A 17,271-nucleotide genomic window follows, 5' to 3' on the forward strand; every position below is an offset into this window, starting at 1 on the left:
TTATACGCTCCCCGTTACCGCTTGTGTAGCGCCGCCGGAGCAGGCCGGCGGCGGGGCGGCAGACGCCGGTCAGGCGTCGAACGCGTCGGCGTCGAGCGTCATCAGCGATGCGGCGCCGGAGGCCATCGCCTCGGCGTGCGCAAGGGTGCGCGGCAGGATGCGCGCGAAGTAGAAGCGGGCGGTCTCGCGCTTGGCGTCCTTGAACGCCTGGGTACGCGACGAGTCGCGCGCGGCGGCGCTGGCGCGCAGCCACCAGTAGGCCAGCACCACGTAGCCGGAATAGAACAGGTAGTCGTGGCTGGCCGCGCCGAGCTCTTCCGGATTGGCGGCAGCGCGCTGCAGCACGTTCCTCGTCAGCACGCTCCACTCCGCTGCCTTGGCGCGCAGGATGGCGACATCGGCCCCGAGGTCCGCATCGTCGGCATGGGCGGCGCAGAACGCTTCCACTTCCGCCAGGAACAGCTTCAGGCCGGCGCCCTGCGAGGACGCGGTCTTGCGCCCGATCAGGTCCATCGCCTGGATGCCGGTGGTGCCCTCGTACAGGGTGGTGATGCGCGCGTCGCGCGCCAGCTGCTCCATGCCGTGTTCGACGATGTAGCCGTGGCCGCCGAAGCACTGCAGCGCGTTGTAGGTGTTCTCGATGCCCCATTCGGTCTGGCAGGCCTTGGAGATCGGCGTGAGGAAGCCGACCAGGGTCTCGGCGCGCGCGCGCTCGTCTGGATCGCTGGAGTGCGAGGCGATGTCGAGCAGGCTGGCCGCCTGCAGCGCGAGCATCCGGCTGCCTTCCACCAGCGACTTGATTGACAGCAGCATGCGCCGCACGTCGGGGTGGACGATGATCGGGTCGGCGGGCTTGTCGGGGAACTTCGCCCCGGACAGCGAGCGCGACTGCAGGCGTTCGCGGGCGTAGCGCAGTGCGTTCTGGTACGCGCGTTCCGACAGCCCCAGGCCCTGCAGGCCCACGCCGATGCGCGCGGAGTTCATCATCGTGAACATGGCCTTGAGGCCGCCGTGCTTTTCGCCGACCAGATAAGCCTCGGCGCCGTCGAAGTTCATGACGCAGGTGGCCGAACCCTTGATGCCCATCTTGTGCTCGATCGACCCGCAGCGCAGCGCGTTGCGTTCGCCGATGCTGCCGTCGCGGCCGACCTTGAGCTTGGGCGCCACGAACAGCGAGATGCCCTTGGGGCCGGGCGGCGCGTCCGGCAGCCGCGCCAGCACCAGGTGCACGATGTTGTCGGTGAAGTCGTGCTCGCCGGCGGTGATGAAGATCTTCGTGCCGTGGATGGCATAGGCGCCGTCAGCGGTGGGCTCCGCGCGCGTGCGCAGCAGGCCAAGGTCGGTGCCGCAGTGCGGCTCGGTGAGGCACATGGTGCCGGTCCAGCTGCCCTCGACCAGCGGCTTCAGGAACACCTCGCGCTGCCAGTCCTCGCCGTGCCGCTCGAGCGCCATCACCGCGCCGTGCGACAGCAGCGGGAAATTGCCCCAGGCGAGGTTGGCGGCGTTGATCATTTCGTTGACCGACAGCCCCAGCATGTGCGGCATGCCCTGTCCGCCGAAGGCCGGGTCGGCGGTCAGGCCGGGCCAGCCGGCGTCGATGAACTGCGCATACGCGGCCTTGAAGCCGTCCGGCGTGGTGACATCGCCCGTCGTCGGGTCGTGGTGGCAGCCCTGCTGGTCGCCGACCGCGTTGAGCGGCGCGAGCACGCTGCCGGTGAAGCGCGCGGCTTCCTCGAGCACCGCATCCACCACATCGGCGCTGGCGTCGTGGAATCCGAGGCGCGCGAACAGCGCCTGCGCGTTGAACACGTCGTTGAGCACGAAACGGACGTCGTCGATCGGGGCCTGGTAGTTGCTCATGGTGTCGCGCGGTGTCCTGGTTCTGGGTGGAGTGCGTGGTGCGGGGCGCGGATGGTCAGCGCAGCACGCCGGGCAGGCCGGGCATCGGGCTCAGCGCGCTCTTGCGGAGAATCCTGTAGCTGCGGGATGAACCGCGATCGGCCGGGGCGGCATCGATGCTGCCCTCCAACGCGTAGTCGACGCCACGGCGCGAGGCCAGGGCGTCGGCGAGGAACATCCGCGCGCCGGCGTCGGGACGCATCTTGATGGTGACCACATCGGCTGACTCCGGCCCGATGGTGAGCGCCGGTTGGTGGAGCAGTTGGCCAGCGGCCTGATCGCCGATGCGGACGTCGAGGGTGACGGTGTCGAAGCGCATCGGGACGCTGCTGTAATTCTGCAGCCGCAGGTCGAGCGACCAGTTGCCATCGGCTGCCACGGTGAGCTGCTGGATGCTGGCGGCGGGCTCGGACACCCTGCGCACGGGCCCGCCCGAGCAGGCCGACAGCAGGACGCACGCCAGTGCCAGTGTCACGAGGACGCGATGCACCATTCCCTGCTCCTGTGTTGGGTGGCGTGAGCATAGCATCGGGGCGATACGGTCGCGGATGGTGCGCGCGGCACGCCTCGGTTGGCGGGAACCATCGCCGTCTTGCGTTTAAAGTGGGCGGCATGCCACGGCCATGACGGCCCTGGATTACAGGAGCAGCAATGAGCGTCGAGCCGAGCAAGAAGGGTTTCAGGGAGCGCCTGCCGTGGACGATCGCCGCGATCGCGGTGGTCGCGCTGGTGGCCAACCTGGTGTGGGGCCAGAAAGACCGCGGCAGGCCCGACGACGACGCGATCGCCCAGCTCACCGAGCGCATGGCCGCGCTTGAAACCGGTGGTGCGGAACGGGCACCGCGCCGCGCGGCGCAACGCGTGCCGGGCGAGCGGCTGGACGCAGGCGCTGATGGCGACCAGGGCAGCGCATTGGGACGCACGCAATCGCCGGAAGAGGCGGCGGCGGACCGTGAGCGCCAACTGCGCGAACTCGAGGCGCAGTTCGCGCGCGACGTCGCCGATCCGGTGACCGGCCCGAAGACCGAAAGCCTCCTGGTGAAGACCATTTCCGGTGAAACCATGGCCGGGACCGGCCTGACGCCAACCAACGTCGACATCGCCTGCAAGAAGGACAGCTGCCGCATCGTGGGCAGCTTCGACCGCATGGGCGATGCGCAGGACTGGGGTCTGTTCTACATCACCGCCGCCGGCGGCAGCGTGCTGTCGCAGACGCAGATGGTGTTCGTGCCCAAGCCGGACGGCAGGACCGAAGTGCGCATCTATTCGGCCCGCGCGAAGGGTTGACCGGCGCGCCAGACGGCGGCGCGCCAGACGGCGGCGCGCCGGGCGTCAGCCCAGCCGGAACACGATCCCGAGGGCGCCGATCTCGCCCGGCTCGCCGTCCAGGTCCGCCTGCAGCAGCGGACGTTCGCCGAGCCAGCGCGGCGGGAGCTGCAGCGACAGCATGTTGCCTTCTGCCACGACGCGCAGGTCGGGGATGTCGGCTTCCTCGTGGCCGCGGTGCAGCAGGACCGCCACCCGCAGGAGGATCGCCAGGCGGCGCGCCTCCGGCAGCAGCCGGTCGGGCAGCGCTTCGAAGGCGGACTTCGGAACCTTGCGCCGGTGCGTACGCACCAGCGCGGCAAGGAACTGCTGCTCCTGGCGCGAGAAACCGGCGATGTCGGAGTACTCGACCACGTAGGCGCCGTGCACCTGGTACTGGCTGTGCGCGATGGAGAGGCCGAGCTCATGCAGCTGGGCGGCCCAGTTCAACATCAGGCGGTCGTCGGGCGACAGCGACCACGCCGCCGCGACCTGCTCGAACAGCGCCAGCGCGGTGGCCGCGACGCGGGCACCCTGGGCCTGGTCGATGCCGTAGCGCAGCACCAGCGCCGCGATCGACGCCTCGCGCGGATCGGCATCGCCGGCGCGCCCCAGCATGTCGTGCAGCACGCCTTCGCGCAGCGCGGCCTTGCTGACCATCATCCGCTGCAGCCCGAGCGTGTCGAACGCAGCCTCCAGGGCGAGCAGTCCGCCGGCGATGATGGGACGGCGGTCCGCCGACAGTGACGGCAGGTCGATGTCGTCGATGTGCTCCGCGCGCAGCAGCCGCTCGCGCACGGTGGCGAGGGCCTCGGCGGTGATCGCACCCTTGGTGAGCTTCATGGTCGCGCAGATTTCGCCGATCGCCTTGTTGGTGCCCGAGGTGCCGATCGCTTCGTGCCAGCCGAGGCTGCGGTAGGCGCTCGCGAACTGCTGGAACTCGGCGGACACCTCGATCAGCGCATCGCGCCATTTGCGCCGCGACAGCCGGCCGTTGGCGAAAAAGCGGCGGGTGGTCGCGATGGACCCGACCTGCACGCTCTCGCGTTCGATGGTGGCGAAGCCGCGGCCGATGATGCATTCGGTCGAACCACCGCCGACGTCGATCACCAGCCGGCGCTGGTCGTTTTTCGGCGGTTGCGCATGCGCGACGCCGAGGTAAACCAGGCGTGCCTCCTCGCGGCCGGACACGACTTCGATCGCGTGGCCGAGCGCGGTCTCGGCCGGCATCAGGAACGCCTGCGGCGCGGCGAGCCGGCGCACGGTATTGGTGGCGATGGCGCGCACGCGGTGCGGCGGGATGTCGCGGATACGCTGGCCGAAACGCGCCAGGCACTGCAGCGCGCGCTGGCGCACCTCGACCACCAGCCCGCCTTTGGCATCGAGGCCTTCGGCCATGCGCACCGTCTCGCGCAGGCGGTCGACGATGCGCAGCTGGCCCAGCGTGTAGCGCGCAACGACCATGTGGTAGCTGTTGGAGCCGAGGTCGATCGCGGCCAGCATGTCGCCGTCGACCAGCGGCTGCGACTGCGAGGCTGTCGCCTGGAGGCGGGCGTCGTTCATCCGCCGGTCCCGGCCATCAGCGCCGCCTGCGCGGAATGCGGCGGTTCGCCTTCGGCGGGCGCGAGCTGGTGGTAGCTGCCGTCGTCCTGCAGCTCCCAGGCGCTGGTGTTGTCGGCCAGGTAGTTGTCGAGCGTTTCCTGGCGCACGCGTTCGGCGATCACCGGGTCGATGATCGGGAAGCAGGTTTCCACGCGCCGCAGCAGGTTGCGCTCCAGCCAGTCGGCGCTGGCGCAGAAGGTCTCAGGCTGGCCGTCGTTCCCGAACCAGTACACGCGGCTGTGCTCGAGGAAGCGGCCGACAATGGAGCGGACGCGGATGTTGTCGGAGACCCCCGGGATCCCCGGGCGCAGCGTGCAGGCACCGCGCACGATCAGGTCGATCTGCACGCCGGCCTGAGAGGCGGCATACAGGGCACGCACCACCTGCGGTTCGTTCAAGGCGTTCATCTTGGCGATGATGCGGCCCGGGCGCCCGGCTTGTGCGAGCTCCGCTTCCCGCTCGATGCGCGCCATCACGCCGGCATGCAGGGTGAAAGGCGATTGCAGCAGGCGCTTGAGCCGGATCGCCGGCGCCAGGCCGGAGATCTGCTGGAAGATCTGGTGCACGTCGCTGCCGATTCCGGGATCGGCGGTGAGCAGCCCGATGTCGGTGTAGGCACGCGCGGTGCCGCTGTGGTAATTGCCGGTGCCCATGTGCACGTAGCGGCGCATGCGCTTGCCCTCGCGGCGTACCACCAGCAGCATCTTGGCGTGGGTCTTGTAGCCGACCACCCCGTACACCACCTGCACGCCGGCGTCCTGCAGGCGGTCGGCGAGGCCGAGGTTGGCCTCTTCGTCGAAGCGCGCGCGCAGCTCGACCACCACGGTGACGTCCTTGCCGTTGCGCGCCGCCTGCACCAGGTGCTCGACGATCGCCGAGTCCTTGCCGGTGCGGTACAGCGTCTGCTTGATGGCGAGCACGCCGGGGTCACTCGACGCCTGCTTGAGAAGTTCCAGCACGGGCGTGAAGGCGTCGAACGGGTGGTGCAGGAGCACGTCGCCGGCGGCGATGCGCTCGAACATCGTGTCGATGCCCGACAATTGCCGGGGCTGGAAGGCCGGGAACTTCAGTTCAGGGCGGTCCACCTCGTTGTAGACCTGGATCACGCGGTTGAGGTTGACCGGTCCGTTGATCCGGTACACCGCGTTGTCGGGCAGGTCGAAGTTGCGCAGCAGCCCCTCGACGATCGGCTTGGGACAATCGGAGGCGATCTCCAGGCGCATCGCGCGCAGGTAGCCACGGCCGACCAGTTCGTCGCGCAGCGCCAGCGCCAGGTTTTCGATCTCGTCCTCGTCGACGATCAGCTCCGAGTTGCGGGTGACGCGAAACTGGTACGCGCCCTTCACCGTCATGCCCGGGAACAGGTCGTCCACGAACTCCGACAGCATCGCCGACAGGAACACGAAGTCGTGCTCGCCGCCGGACACGCGTTCGGGCAGGCGGATGATCCGCGGCAGCGAGCGCGGCGCGCGGACGATCGCCAGGTGCCCGCTGCGCCCGAATGCATCCTTGCCCTTCAGCACCACCACCAGGTTCAGCGACTTGTTGAGGATCTTGGGGAACGGATGCGACGGGTCGAGCCCGAGCGGCGACAGCACCGGCAGGATCTCTTCGCGGAAATAGGCGCGCAGCCAGCGCTTCTGGCGCGCGTTCCAGGTATCTCGCGACAGCACGCGCACGCCGGCGTCGGACAGCGCCGGGCGGAGGACCTCGTTCCAGCACTGGTATTGCGCCTCGACAAGGTCCGCGGTGCGTTCGTGGATGCGCTTGAGCACGGCGGCCGGGGCCAGGCCATCGACCGGCAAAGGCATGTCGAAGTCCTGCGCATGGCGCACGGTGGCGGCGCGGATCTCGAAGAACTCGTCGAGGTTGGTACAGGAAATGCACAGGAAGCGCAGGCGTTCGAGCAGCGGCATCGAAGCATCCTGGGCCTGGGCGAGCACCCGGAAGTTGAAATCCAGCTGCGACAGCTCGCGGTTGAGGTACAGGGCGGGATCGCGCAGCGGGTCGGACTCGGGCTGCTCGGTCGTGGCGGCGACGGCAGCGGACGCCGGCGCCTGCATCGAGGTTGCCAGCTTGTTCGACCGGGGCGCGCTGGCGCGCCGCTTGGGCGTCTTACGGGGCGTGCTCATGGGCGCGCTGTGCTCCGTGGTGGTCGTCGTCGCGCTCTACGATGCGCGCCGCGACGAAGTGGCAGGTGAACGTGCTGCCACGCCCGACCTCGCTCTCGATCCCGAGGCGGGCCTGGTGCAGCTGCAGCACGTGCTTGGCGATCGCGAGCCCCAGCCCGGTGCCACCGGTCTCGCGGGTGCGGCTGGTGGACACGCGATAGAAGCGTTCGGTGAGGCGCGGGAGGTGGTCGGCAGGGATGCCGTAGCCGCTGTCGCGCACCGCGAGGTCCGCGCCGCCGTCCGGGCTGCGCGTGAATTCGATCGAGATCTCGCCGCCGCTCGGCGTGTAGCGGATCGCGTTGGCCACGAGGTTCGAGAACGCACTGTGCAGCTCGCGGGTGGAGCCCGCCAGGTCGACACCGGCATGGTCGGCGACCGTGACCACGTGCCGGCCCTGGCTGAGCGCCTCGGCCTCGCGCCGCAACGTGGCCAGCATCGACGCCATCGACACCGGTTCGTCCGGCAGCGCCTCCTGCGCTTCCAGCCGCGACAGGGTCAGCAGGTCCTCGACCAGCTGGGTCATGCGCTGCGACTGGCGCTGCATCTCCGCCAGCATCGGTGCCCACTCCGGATTGTCCTCCGGGTCGAACATGTCCAGGTAGCCGTGCACCACGGTCAGCGGCGTGCGCAGCTCGTGCGAGACATTGGCCACGAAATCGCGGCGCATCTGCTCCAGGCGGACCATCTTGCCGACGTCGCGGGCGACCAGCAGCCACAGCGAATCGGAGTAGGGGATCAGGCGCAGGCTCAGGCGCAGGCTGGCATCGACGGGCGAGGCGACGTCGAACATCGGCTCGGCGTGCCGGCCGGCGCTGAGCCAGCGTGCCATCGGCAGCGGCTGCAGCCGCTCGCTGATGCTCGCGCCCTGGTCGCGCGGGTAGTCGAGGCCGAGCAGGGCACCCGCGGCGGTGTTCGACCACAGCAGCCGCTGGCTGTTGCGGTCGACGATCACCAGCGCGTCGGGAAGCACCGAGGCGACGGTGCGGTAGGCGCGCAGCATCTCGACCAGGCGGCGGTCGCGGGCGCGTGCATCCTGCCGCTTGCGGTGCAGCAGGCGCTCGACCTCGCTCCACGCGCCGCGGCCATGGCCCGGAGGCGGCATGCGCTGGCGGGTATCGACGCGCGCCAGCAGTCGGCGCAGGCGCAGCACATGGCCGGCCAGCAGCGCGAGCGCCGCCAGCGCGAGTGCCGGCCACGGCTTGCCGAGCGCCAAGCCCAGGACAAGCGCGCCCGCGAGCACCGTGGCCAGGGTGGCGACGGTACGCAGCCAGGCGGAATTTGCGGTGGGCGGCATGCCGCCAGTCTAGACGGAGGCGGAGAATCGGTAACCCGCGCCGCGCACCGTCTGCACCATCGCATCGAGGCTGACAGGCTCCAGCGTCTTGCGCAGGCGACGGATATGCACGTCGACCGTGCGCTCCTCGACATAGACACTGCCGCCCCAGACGTGGTCGAGCAGCTGCGAGCGCGAGTACACACGGTCTGGATGGGTCATGAAGAAATGCAGCAGCCGGTATTCGGTAGGCCCGATCGAGACCGGTTCGGCGCCGGCGAACACGCGGTGGGCGGCGCCGTCGATGCGCAGCCCGCCGACGTGGACGCTGCCGTCCTCGTCGTCTTCGCGCGAGCGGCGCATGACCGCGCGGATCCGTGCCAGCAGCTCGCGCGAGGAAAACGGCTTGACCACGTAGTCGTCGACGCCGGCTTCCAGGCCGCCGACGCGGTCGTTCTCTTCACCGCGGGCGGTCAGCATGATGATCGGCACGTCGCGCGTCAGCGGCTCGCGCCGCCAGCGCCGCGCGAGCTCGATGCCGCTGGTGCCGGGCAGCATCCAGTCGAGCAGGATCAGGTCGGGCACGCGGTCCGCGATCGCTTCCTGCGCCTGGCGGGCATCACCGGCATGGACCGGGTCGTAGTCGCCCTTGCGGAGCGCAAAGGCGACCATGTCGCGGATGGCCGGCTCGTCGTCGACGATGAGGATGCGCTTTTGCACGCGTTGACGGCTCGCGGAAGGGGGACGCAGGCATTAGACGACGGTTTGGTGACGGTTTGGTTACACAGGCCGGTGCACATCCGTCGCATCCAGCGCCTCAGCGGCGCAGGTCGGGGTCGCGGATGCCCTGGCGCTGCAGCTCGAGCACGGTCGGGGTGATGGCGGCGATGCGCGCGTCGATGCGCGCGCGTGCGTAATAGTCGAGGTCTTCGCGGCGGCGCAGCGTATTGAGCTGCATCAGGGCCGCCTCGGCGCGGCCATTGAGGAAGGACGATTCGGCCCAGGCCTCGCCGGCGCGGACCGGGTCGCCGGCGATCTCGCTGGCGCGCGCGAAGGTGCGCTGGAACACCGGGTCCTCGCTCGAACTGCCGAGCAGCGGCCGCAGGATGTCCTGGGCGCGACGCCCGGCTTCGGCATTGTTGCGTTCGCCCAGTGTCTCCGCATAGGCAAGCACCACCGCGCGGTTGCGGGGCATGCGCTGGACCAGGGTTTCGAAACGCGCATCGGCGGCGGCGTGGCGGCCGCGACGCGCGTCCGCCTGGGCCAGGCCGATGGCAAGCCAGGTGTCGCTGCCGTGGGTCGGCAGCAGTGCTTCGAACTCCTTCGCGGCCGCTGCGCCATTGCCGGCGAGGAGCTGGGCCACGCCGAGCCCGTAGCGCTGTGCGTCGTCCAGGGCTCCCGCGCGGGCCAGCCGCTGGTATTCGGCAATTGCCGCCGGCGGCGTGTCCGCGCTCAGCACGCGCAGCCGCTCGCGTGCCCACGCGAAGCGGCCGTCTCCGGCCGTGGCCGAGGAGGGGCCGATCCGCAGCCCGTGCGGAAGCAGCGGGTTGTCGCCGGCAAGTCCGCGCGTTGCCAGGGCCTGGGTGCCGGGGGAGGCCGCGTACTGTTCGGCGAGCTGGCGCGCTTCGCTGATGCGCGTGGTCGTGACCGGGTGGGTGCGCAGGTAGTCGGGCATGCGCTCGCGTTCACCGCCCTGGTTGGTGCGCGACAGGGCCTGCATGCGCTCGAACATCCTGGCCATCGCGGTCGTGTCGTAGCCGCTGCGCGACAGGGTGCGCATGCCCAGCCGGTCGGCTTCGGACTCGTTGGACCGCGTGTAGTCGATCTGGCGCTGCAAAGCCAAACCCTGCGCGCCTGCGATCGCCGCCATTGCAGCATCCCCCGACGAGTTGCCACTGGACTGGCTGGCCACCGCGATCGCGCCCAGCATGGCCAGCAGCATCGGCACGCTGTCGCGCTGCGCACGTTCGACGCCACGCAATACATGCGACTGGGTGACGTGGGCGACCTCATGGGCAAGGACGCCCGCGACCTCGTCCTCGCTGCCGGCGGTCAGTACCAGGCCGGCGTTGGTGCCGATATAGCCGCCGAGGGTGGCGAAGGCGTTGACCGACCGGTCCTTCATCATGAAAAAGGTGAAGTCCTGCGTCGGCCTGTCGCTGGACGCGGACAGCCGGTTGCCGAGGCCGCGCAGCCAGCTGTCCACCAGCGGGTCGTCGAGGATGTAGCCGTAGTGGCGCAGCTGCGCCAGCAGCATCTTGCCGTACTCCTCCTGTTGCGCCGGGCCGAGCAGGGTGGCGGCGGACGAGCCGATGTCGGGCAGGCGCTGCTCCTGCGCGGGCGCGGAGCCGGCTGCGAATGCGAGGACCAGGACGGCGGTGGTGGCGGGCAGCAGGCGCATCGGTTCGTGGGCTCGGTGTGGTGGGGCGGGGCGACGACGGCAGCGGACAGCATGGTCGGCCGTCGCCTGCGGGGCGTGAATCCGACGTTAATCCATCCTCCCGGCCTGCGCCGGTTTGCGATGCGCCCGGTTTGCACAGGCTGGAAAAGTCGCCGCTTGCCCCCACAATCGACCGCACCACGCCGCACAAGTTGCAGGAGACCACATTGAACGAGCCCATCGCCCCCGAGATCACCCTGTACACCAGTGCCATCTGCGGCTACTGCGTGGCCGCCAAGAATTTCCTGCGCAGCAAGGGCCTGGAGTGGAAGGAGGTGCGCATCGACACCGATCCCGCCGAGCGCGAAAAGATGGTCGCGCTGGCGCGACGCACCTCGGTCCCGCAGATCTTCGTGGGCGATGTCCACGTGGGGGGCTACGACGACCTGATGGCGCTGCATCGCGCCGGCGGCCTCGAGCCGCTGCTGGCGGGGAAGGGCGCGTGAGCGCTGGTCCGGGGGAAGACGATCGTCTGCGCGAGTTCACCGCCTTCCGGCAGCGCATGAACGAACGCATCCTGGCCGAACCCAACCAGGTGGTGCGCCGCTTCTTCGCGCTGGACACCCAGACCTACCAGGCGGGCGCGCTCGATGTGAAGACCAAGGAGCTGCTCGGTCTGGTGGCGTCGCTGGTACTGCGCTGCGACGACTGCATCAGCTACCACGTGGCGCAGTGCCGCGAGGCGAGGGTGGGGCGCGACGAGATGTTCGAGGCGTTCTCCGTCGGCCTGGTGGTGGGCGGCAGCATCGTGATCCCGCACATGCGCCGCGCGGTCGATTTCCTCGATCGCCTGGAGGCGGGCGAGGCCGTCGCCGGGCCGCACGCGCACGACTGAGGCGTTGCCGGACTGCAGCGTCCGGCCCGCGGAGGGGCGCCCGAGGGCGGCTTGCGGCATAATTGGCTGCTGATTCAAGCCTCTCGACGCCACGTGCCCCCCGCCCGGCGTCATTCTGCATGGACCCAATCAAATGACCCACACCATCACGGTGATCCGCGGCGACGGTATCGGCCCGGAAATCATGGACGCCACCCTGCTCGTACTCGAGGCCATGAACCTCGGGCTGGTCTACGAAGAGGCCGATGCCGGCCTGGTCGCGCTGGAAAAGCACGGCGAGCTGCTGCCGCAGGCGACGATCGACTCCATCGGCAAGAACCGCGTGGCGCTCAAGAGCCCGCTGACCACGCCGGTCGGCGGTGGCTTCTCGTCGATCAACGTCGAACTCCGCCGCCGCTTCGACCTGTACGCCAACGTGCGTCCCGCGACGTCGTTCCCGAACACGCGGTCGCGCTTCGCCGAAGGCGTCGACCTGATCACGGTGCGCGAGAACACCGAGGGTGCGTACAGCGCCGAGGGCCAGGAAACGGCCGCCGACGGTTCCAGCGCCACGTCGATCACGCGCACCACCCGCAAGGGTTCGGAGCGCATCGTGCGCTACGCGTTCGAGCTGGCACGCCGCACCGGCCGCAAGAAGGTCACCGTGGTGCACAAGGCGAACATCCTGAAGTCCACCTCGGGCCTGTTCCTGAACGTCGCCCGCGAAGTGGCCGCGCAGTACCCCGACATCGAGTGCAACGAGATGATCGTGGACAACACCTGCATGCAGCTGGTGATGCGCCCCGAGCAGTTCGACGTGATCGTGACCACCAACCTGTTCGGCGACATCATCTCCGACCTCTGTGCCGGCCTGGTCGGCGGTCTCGGCCTGGCGCCGGGCGCCAACATCGGCGCGGACGCCGCGATCTTCGAGGCGGTCCACGGCTCGGCACCGGATATCGCCGGCAAGGGCATCGCCAACCCCTGCGCGCTGCTGCTGGGCGCGGCGCAGATGCTCGACCACCTCGGCATGCCCGACAAGGCGACCCGCCTGCGCGAGGCCATCGTGGCCACGCTCGCGGCCCGTGATTCGCTGACCCCGGACCTGGGCGGCGAGGGCAACACCATGGCGTTCGCCAAGGCGATCGCCAGCCGCGCGGCCTGATCCGGCGCGCGAATGCAGTACCGACGGGCGCTTCGGCGCCCGTTTCGTTTGTGGAACACCGTCAACGCGCCGGCGCGCGTCGACAGTCGGGAGCCGACGCCCCACAATCACGAATCCTTTTATCCGGATAGAGCGATGGAAGTCCGCCCCAGCGCTGTCGCGCTGACCCCGTTGCTGCTGTTCCTGGCGCTGTTCTTCGGCGCGGGCCTGTATTTCACAGCGCAGGGTGAAGCGATGGGCTTCTACCAGCTGCGCGCCCCGGTCGCGATCCTGCCTGCGCTGGCGCTCGGCGCGTGGCTGGCGCATCGCCGGCGCCTGCCCGCGGGCGAGATCCTGCTGCGCGGCATGGGCGATCCCAACATCATGATGATGTGCCTGATCTTCCTGCTTGCGGGCGCGTTCGCGTACGTGTCCAAGGCGATCGGTGCGGTCGATGCCGTGGTCGCGCTCGGCATCGGCGCGCTGCCGCCGGGGCTGATCCTGCCTGGTCTGTTCGTGCTGGCGTCGCTGATTTCGCTGGCGATCGGCACGTCGATGGGCACGATCGCAGCCGTCGTGCCGATCGCGCTGGGCGTGGCCGACGCCTCCGGCCTCGACCGCACGCTGGTGCTGGGCGCGGTGCTGGGCGGGGCGATGTTCGGCGACAACCTCTCGGTCATCTCCGATACCACCATCGCCGCGACGCGCAGCCAGGGCGCCGAGATGCGCGACAAGTTCCGCGAGAACTTCAGGATCGCGCTGCCGGCGGCGCTGGCGACGATGGTGCTGCTGGCATTCCTGGGCGATTCGGCACCGGTCACCTCCGATGTCTCCGCGTCGCCCTGGCTGGCGTTGCCCTACGCGCTGGTGCTGGTGCTGGCGCTGCTGGGCCTGGACGTGCTGGTGGTGCTGGGGATCGGCCTGGTGCTGTCGGCGGGGTTCGGGTTGGCCTTCGGCAACGACTACGACCTGGTGCAGTTCGCCGGCGACGTCTGGATCGGGTTCGAAAGCATGGTCGAGATCCTGCTGCTGTCGCTGCTCATCGGTGGCCTCGGTGCACTGATGAAGGCCACCGGTGGGCTGGAGTGGCTGGCGCAGGTGATCGCGCGTTTCGCGCGGGGCCATCGCGGGCGGCGCACGGGCGAGTTCAGCATCGCGGCGCTGTCGACCACTGCCGACGTCTTCACCGCCAACAACACGGTGGCGATCCTGGTGAGCGGCGGCGTGGCAAAGGACATCGCCGCCCGCCATGGCATCAGCCCGCGGCGCGCGGCCAGCGTGCTCGACATCTTCGCCTGCGTGCCGCAGGGCCTGCTGCCGTATGGCGCGCAGATCCTGCTTGCCGCCTCACTGGCCTCGGTGTCGCCGCTCGCGCTCAGTGGATCGGTGTATTACTGCTGGATCCTCGGCCTGGTCGCGATCGGCTTCATGGCCTGGCCGTCGCGCACCCCTGGCAGGGCGCCTGTCGCCGCGCCCGCCGAAGGCGCCTGAGGCAAAAAAGAAAGGGCGCCCTCGGGCGCCCTTTTTTCTACCGCCCGCAAACGCGGATCAGTTGCGCGACTGCAGCTTCGACAGCAGGCGCAGGAACTCGATGTACAGCCACACCAGGGTGACCATCAGGCCGAACGCGCCGTACCACTCCATGTACTTCGGGGCGCCCTTCTCGACACCGGTCTCGATGAAGTCGAAGTCGAGCACCAGGTTCAGCGCCGCGATCACGATCACGAACAGGCTGAAGCCGATGCCGATCAGCCCGCTGTCATGGATGAACGGCATGTTGATGCCGAACATGCGCAGCACGATGCTGGCCAGGTACACCAGCGCGATGCCGCCGGTGGCCGCGACCACGCCCAGCTTGAAGTTCTCGGTGGCCTTGATCAGCCCCGAGCGGTAGGCGAACAGCAGCGCGAACAGCGTGCCGAAGGTCAGCAGCACCGCCTGCATCACGATGCCTTCGTACATGTGGTTGAACATCGCCGAGATCGCGCCCAGGAAGAAGCCCTCGACCAGCGCGTACAGCGGCGCAGTCACTGGCGACCATTCCTTCTTGAAGGTCGTGACCAGTGCGATCACGAAGCCGCCGATGGCGCCGCCCCACACGTACATCGAGAAACCGGGAGCGAGTTCGCCCGGTGCGCTGAACGCCTGGCTCCAGGCGAAGGCCGCGGTGAGCACGGTCAGCAACAGCAGGAACGCAGTCTTGTTGACCGTGCCGTTCAGGGTCATGGTGCCGCCGTCGCGGGTCACGACGGTGCCGCTGCCCAGGTCGAGGAACGTGGAGTCGGAGAGGACGGGATTTCCGCTGCGCATGTGTTGATCCCCCGGATCAGATGGATTTGGCTGCCGCGAGGATACACGGGGCCTGCGATCACAAGGAACGTGGGGGCCGTCGGACAGGCCGGCAAGGACCTGCGTTGACACTGCATGGGGTGCTCCCGACAATGGACGCCCGTTCCGGCATGCCGGCGGGTCCGCACTCGGCGGGGTATAGCGCAGTCTGGTAGCGCGCCTGCTTTGGGAGCAGGATGTCGGGGGTTCGAATCCCTCTACCCCGACCACCGGTCGGCGCCGGCCCACGGCCCGCCTCCGTACACGTCCTACGCCCGCGCCCGTAGCTCAACCGGATAGAGCACCGGCCTTCTAAGCCGGTGGTTGCAGGTTCGAGTCCTGCCGGGCGCGCCAATTCGACCAGGCGTTTGCGGTGGGCGTGACACATCCCCCGTTGTCCGCGCTACAATGCGCGCCCGCTGGCGGTGCCGGTCCGGTGTCAACGCCCGGGCTCGCATGTGGCAACGGTTTTCAATGGTGGATGTAGCTCAGTTGGTTAGAGCACCGGATTGTGATTCCGGGGGTCGCGGGTTCAAATCCCGTCTTCCACCCCAATGTTCCGGGTACGCGGTCGTGGTTGTCAGGCGGCCGGGCCTTGCGGTAAAATTTCGCGTTCGGGCCGTTAGCTCAGTTGGTAGAGCAGTTGACTCTTAATCAATAGGTCCAAGGTTCGAATCCTTGACGGCCCACCAATCCGAAGGCGCCCGGCACTGCCGGGCGTTTTTTTTGCCCGGTGCAGAGGTGGCGGCGGGTCCAGGCGAAAGTGGCGGAATTGGTAGACGCCCTGGTTTTAGGTACCAGTGCCTCACGGCGTGCGGGTTCGAGTCCCGCCTTTCGCACCACCCGGCCCCGGGCGGGCCTGCAACCGCGGTGCTGGCGGCAGCGGCCGGAATCCGCCAAAATGTTTCGTTCCGCCGCCCGGACAAGGCCTCGTGCCCGCCCGCCGGCTACACCAACAACATAATCCGTGGCGGCGTCCGCGGTGGCAGGAGTGGGTATGCAAGTTTCAGTCGAGTCGGTCGGCAACCTCGAGCGCAAGATGACCTTCAGCCTCCCGGCGGACCGCCTGGAGGGCCAGGTGGGCAGCCGCCTGCGCGAGATCGGGCGCACCGCGCGCATCAAGGGCTTCCGCCCGGGCAAGGTGCCGGCGAAGGTGATCGAGCAGCGCTTCGGCGAGCAGGTCCGCAACGAGGTCGTGGACGGCCTGCTGCGCGAAGGCTTCGACAACGCCGTGCGCGACAACGCGCTGCGCATCGCCGGCCAGCCGCGCATCGAGCGCGGCGACGACAGCCTGGCCTACGTCGCGACCTTCGAGGTGGTACCTGATTTCGGCGAGATCGACGTTGCCAAGCTGGAGGTGGTGCGCCACGTGGCCGAAGTCACCGAGGCCGACATCGACCGCATGATCGAAAACCTCCGCCAGCAGCGCCGCAGCTGGTCCGCGGTCACCCGTGGCGCCCAGACCGGCGACGCGGTGGACATCGAGACCTGGTCGCAGATCGGCGACGAGCGCCTTCCGGCCGAAGGCGTCGAGCGCGGCGTGGCGGTGATCGGGTCGGGCGCGATGTTCGCCGACATCGAGAACGCACTTGTCGGCATGGCCAAGGGCGACGACAAGGCCGTCGACGTCAGCTTCCCGGCCGACTGGCGCGTGCCGCAGCTTGCCGGCAAGACCGCCAAGGTCCACCTGCACGCCGAACAGGTCTCCGAGCCGGTGTTGCCGGAGGTGGATGCCGCGTTCATCAAGAGCTTTGGCGTGAAGAGCGGCGAGATGGAACAGTTCCGCGCCGACATCCGCACCAATCTCGATCGCGAGCTGAAGAACGCGCTGATGAACCGCCTGCGCCGCGCGGTCGGCGAGCAGCTGGTCGACGCGTTTGCACACGTCGAACTGCCCCCGAAGCTGGTAGAGCAGGAGGCGCGCGCGCTGGCCGCGCAGGTCGCCGAACAGGCGCGCCGCCAGGGTCGCCAGGTCAACATCCCGGCCGATGCACACCTCGGGTTCATGGAGCCGGCGCGCAAGCGCGTGCTGGTCGGCCTGCTGGTCGGCGAGGTCGCCCGCGGCCACCAGCTGCTCCTTGATCGCAAGCGCGTGGACGAGAGCCTGCGCCTGATCGCCTCGACCTACGAAGAGCCGCAGCAGGTCATTGACTTGTACCGGAAGGATCCCCAGCTTATGTCGGGACTGCAGAACCGGGTGATGGAGGAGCAGGTGATCGACTGGATCGCCGAGCGCGCCAGGCACACCGACCAGCAGCTGACCTTCCAGGAAGCGATCGCGCCGCAGGCGTGACC

The 17,271-nt window shown here is 69.1% G+C and carries 14 protein-coding genes and 5 tRNA genes; 11 read left to right on the plus strand and 8 right to left on the minus strand.

Annotation, left to right across the window (positions count from 1 at the left end):
• Positions 1-69: 69 nt before the first annotated feature.
• On the minus strand, positions 70-1,860 hold the full coding sequence (locus JHB91_RS00285) for an acyl-CoA dehydrogenase C-terminal domain-containing protein (RefSeq protein WP_199373122.1): 1,791 nt from the start codon (positions 1,858-1,860) through the stop codon (positions 70-72).
• 55 nt (positions 1,861-1,915) lie between these two features.
• On the minus strand, positions 1,916-2,392 hold the full coding sequence (locus JHB91_RS00290; protein WP_199470765.1) for an LEA type 2 family protein: 477 nt from the start codon (positions 2,390-2,392) through the stop codon (positions 1,916-1,918).
• Between the two features lie 158 nt (positions 2,393-2,550).
• On the opposite strand from JHB91_RS00290, the gene JHB91_RS00295 reads away from it, so the two are divergent.
• Positions 2,551-3,186, plus strand: a complete 636-nt coding sequence (locus JHB91_RS00295) for a hypothetical protein (RefSeq protein WP_199470766.1) — start codon at positions 2,551-2,553, stop codon at positions 3,184-3,186.
• A 45-nt stretch (positions 3,187-3,231) separates the two neighbouring features.
• Here JHB91_RS00295 and JHB91_RS00300 read toward each other — a convergent pair whose 3' ends face one another.
• From JHB91_RS00300 to JHB91_RS00320, 5 genes are all read right to left on the minus strand, one after another.
• Positions 3,232-4,767: a Ppx/GppA phosphatase family protein gene (locus tag JHB91_RS00300; RefSeq protein WP_199470767.1), complete on the minus strand. Its 1,536-nt coding sequence runs from the start codon at positions 4,765-4,767 to the stop codon at positions 3,232-3,234.
• Positions 4,764-6,869 (minus strand): polyphosphate kinase 1, encoded by a 2,106-nt coding sequence (gene ppk1, locus JHB91_RS00305; RefSeq protein ID WP_199373268.1) that lies wholly within the window; start codon positions 6,867-6,869, stop codon positions 4,764-4,766. Before ppk1 ends, JHB91_RS00300 begins: the two co-directional genes overlap by 4 nt.
• A gap of 52 nt (positions 6,870-6,921) precedes the next feature.
• Positions 6,922-8,271, minus strand: a complete 1,350-nt coding sequence (gene phoR, locus JHB91_RS00310) for a phosphate regulon sensor histidine kinase PhoR (protein ID WP_199470768.1) — start codon at positions 8,269-8,271, stop codon at positions 6,922-6,924.
• 9 nt (positions 8,272-8,280) lie between these two features.
• Positions 8,281-8,970, minus strand: a complete 690-nt coding sequence (gene phoB / locus JHB91_RS00315) for a phosphate regulon transcriptional regulator PhoB (protein WP_199373117.1) — start codon at positions 8,968-8,970, stop codon at positions 8,281-8,283.
• A gap of 97 nt (positions 8,971-9,067) precedes the next feature.
• Positions 9,068-10,651 (minus strand): M48 family metalloprotease, encoded by a 1,584-nt coding sequence (locus JHB91_RS00320; RefSeq protein WP_199470769.1) that lies wholly within the window; start codon positions 10,649-10,651, stop codon positions 9,068-9,070.
• Positions 10,652-10,842: 191 nt separating this feature from the next.
• Between JHB91_RS00320 and grxC the strand changes: the two genes are divergently transcribed.
• The 4 genes from grxC to JHB91_RS00340 all read left to right on the plus strand — a co-directional run bounded on the left by grxC (position 10,843) and on the right by JHB91_RS00340 (position 14,139).
• A complete protein-coding gene (grxC, locus tag JHB91_RS00325; RefSeq protein WP_199373267.1) occupies positions 10,843-11,136 on the plus strand; it encodes a glutaredoxin 3 in 294 nt (97 codons plus the stop codon).
• A 56-nt stretch (positions 11,137-11,192) separates the two neighbouring features.
• The gene (locus JHB91_RS00330; RefSeq protein WP_233398554.1) at positions 11,193-11,525 is read left to right on the plus strand and encodes a carboxymuconolactone decarboxylase family protein; all 333 of its coding nucleotides are present in this window, start codon (positions 11,193-11,195) and stop codon (positions 11,523-11,525) included.
• 133 nt (positions 11,526-11,658) lie between these two features.
• Positions 11,659-12,669 (plus strand): isocitrate dehydrogenase, encoded by a 1,011-nt coding sequence (locus JHB91_RS00335; RefSeq protein ID WP_199470771.1) that lies wholly within the window; start codon positions 11,659-11,661, stop codon positions 12,667-12,669.
• A 135-nt stretch (positions 12,670-12,804) separates the two neighbouring features.
• Positions 12,805-14,139 carry a Na+/H+ antiporter NhaC family protein gene (locus tag JHB91_RS00340; protein ID WP_199470772.1) on the plus strand — a complete coding sequence of 445 codons (1,335 nt, stop codon included), beginning with the start codon at positions 12,805-12,807 and terminating at the stop codon, positions 14,137-14,139.
• Between the two features lie 57 nt (positions 14,140-14,196).
• Here JHB91_RS00340 and JHB91_RS00345 read toward each other — a convergent pair whose 3' ends face one another.
• The gene (locus JHB91_RS00345) at positions 14,197-14,958 is read right to left on the minus strand and encodes a Bax inhibitor-1/YccA family protein (RefSeq protein WP_199373112.1); all 762 of its coding nucleotides are present in this window, start codon (positions 14,956-14,958) and stop codon (positions 14,197-14,199) included.
• 171 nt (positions 14,959-15,129) lie between these two features.
• On the opposite strand from JHB91_RS00345, the gene JHB91_RS00350 reads away from it, so the two are divergent.
• From JHB91_RS00350 to tig, 6 genes are all read left to right on the plus strand, one after another.
• Positions 15,130-15,206, plus strand: a tRNA-Pro gene (locus tag JHB91_RS00350).
• A gap of 47 nt (positions 15,207-15,253) precedes the next feature.
• A tRNA-Arg gene (locus JHB91_RS00355) sits at positions 15,254-15,330 on the plus strand.
• 123 nt (positions 15,331-15,453) lie between these two features.
• Positions 15,454-15,530: transfer RNA gene (locus tag JHB91_RS00360), tRNA-His, on the plus strand.
• A 62-nt stretch (positions 15,531-15,592) separates the two neighbouring features.
• A tRNA-Lys gene (locus JHB91_RS00365) sits at positions 15,593-15,668 on the plus strand.
• A gap of 65 nt (positions 15,669-15,733) precedes the next feature.
• Positions 15,734-15,818, plus strand: a tRNA-Leu gene (locus JHB91_RS00370).
• 155 nt (positions 15,819-15,973) lie between these two features.
• A complete protein-coding gene (gene tig / locus JHB91_RS00375; protein WP_199470773.1) occupies positions 15,974-17,269 on the plus strand; it encodes a trigger factor in 1,296 nt (431 codons plus the stop codon).
• The last annotated feature ends 2 nt before the right edge of the window (positions 17,270-17,271 follow it).

This window comes from Luteimonas sp. MC1828 (assembly GCF_016461615.1).
Classification (GTDB): Bacteria; Pseudomonadota; Gammaproteobacteria; order Xanthomonadales; family Xanthomonadaceae; genus Luteimonas.

Coding starts and splice junctions, on each gene's coding strand:
- JHB91_RS00285 (WP_199373122.1), bottom strand. CDS start 1,860: ATGAGCAACTACCAGGCCCCGATCGACGACGTCCGTTTCGTGCTCAAC.
- JHB91_RS00290 (WP_199470765.1), bottom strand. CDS start 2,392: ATGGTGCATCGCGTCCTCGTGACACTGGCACTGGCGTGCGTCCTGCTG.
- JHB91_RS00295 (WP_199470766.1), top strand. CDS start 2,551: ATGAGCGTCGAGCCGAGCAAGAAGGGTTTCAGGGAGCGCCTGCCGTGG.
- JHB91_RS00300 (WP_199470767.1), bottom strand. CDS start 4,767: ATGAACGACGCCCGCCTCCAGGCGACAGCCTCGCAGTCGCAGCCGCTG.
- ppk1 (WP_199373268.1), bottom strand. CDS start 6,869: ATGCAGGCGCCGGCGTCCGCTGCCGTCGCCGCCACGACCGAGCAGCCC.
- phoR (WP_199470768.1), bottom strand. CDS start 8,271: ATGCCGCCCACCGCAAATTCCGCCTGGCTGCGTACCGTCGCCACCCTG.
- JHB91_RS00320 (WP_199470769.1), bottom strand. CDS start 10,651: ATGCGCCTGCTGCCCGCCACCACCGCCGTCCTGGTCCTCGCATTCGCA.
- JHB91_RS00330 (WP_233398554.1), top strand. CDS start 11,193: ATGAACGAACGCATCCTGGCCGAACCCAACCAGGTGGTGCGCCGCTTC.
- JHB91_RS00335 (WP_199470771.1), top strand. CDS start 11,659: ATGACCCACACCATCACGGTGATCCGCGGCGACGGTATCGGCCCGGAA.
- JHB91_RS00340 (WP_199470772.1), top strand. CDS start 12,805: ATGGAAGTCCGCCCCAGCGCTGTCGCGCTGACCCCGTTGCTGCTGTTC.
- JHB91_RS00345 (WP_199373112.1), bottom strand. CDS start 14,958: ATGCGCAGCGGAAATCCCGTCCTCTCCGACTCCACGTTCCTCGACCTG.
- tig (WP_199470773.1), top strand. CDS start 15,974: ATGCAAGTTTCAGTCGAGTCGGTCGGCAACCTCGAGCGCAAGATGACC.